Source organism: Pseudovibrio sp. Ad26, assembly GCF_001623285.1.
Taxonomy (GTDB): Bacteria; Pseudomonadota; Alphaproteobacteria; order Rhizobiales; family Stappiaceae; genus Pseudovibrio; species Pseudovibrio ascidiaceicola.
Genome location: NZ_LMCE01000092.1, coordinates 1 through 653, shown reverse-complemented (window position 1 = coordinate 653; position 653 = coordinate 1). Strand labels below are relative to the sequence as shown.

Here is a 653-nt window from a genome sequence, read left to right as displayed (position 1 = left end):
CTGATACATAACTCTTTTCCAATAATTGGGGAAGTCATTCAAATCTATAATAGGTTTCAGATTTGCTTCAATAAATTCTGACTGTAGCTGCTGAAACGTTGCGGTTGAACTATATTTCCTTATAACTTTTACGAAAGAGTTTCTTTGAGTAATCACTTCACTCAAGTGCTTCCCTGCCTCCAAACGATACCTGTTAGCAATATTTAATAGCTTGAAATGATGAAGAGCTCTGTGTTTGTCTTCCTGCCTCCAGTTCGCCGGGCATTCAACATAAAAACTGATAGCACCCGGAGTTCCGGAAACGAAATTTGCATATACCCATTGCTCACGAAAAAAAATGTCCTTGTCGATATAGGGATGAATCGCTTGGTGTACCTCATCTACTGCGAAAACTTGACCTTTCTCTCCCATATTGCAGTCGCGGCACGATGGAACTAAATTAATAGGCATCACCGAAAATTCAGGATAATGTGCAATAGGAAGAAAATGATCTATATTTTTTGTCTGTCCTATATCACCACAAAATGGACATTTTTCACCTGATGAAACAAGCATGTCATCGTAATATGTTCTAGCGGGTTTGTTTTTATCTCGGAGATTATTTTCATAAAGCTTTTCTAATTTAACCTTTGTCAGGTTACCAACTACTAAGG

General features: G+C 37.8%; 1 protein-coding gene. It reads right to left on the bottom strand.

Annotated elements, in window-relative coordinates; all coding sequences use genetic code 11:
* Positions 1-653, bottom strand: a 653-nt coding sequence (locus tag PsAD26_RS19570) for an HNH endonuclease (protein WP_063311792.1), incomplete at both ends; no start/stop codon positions are given.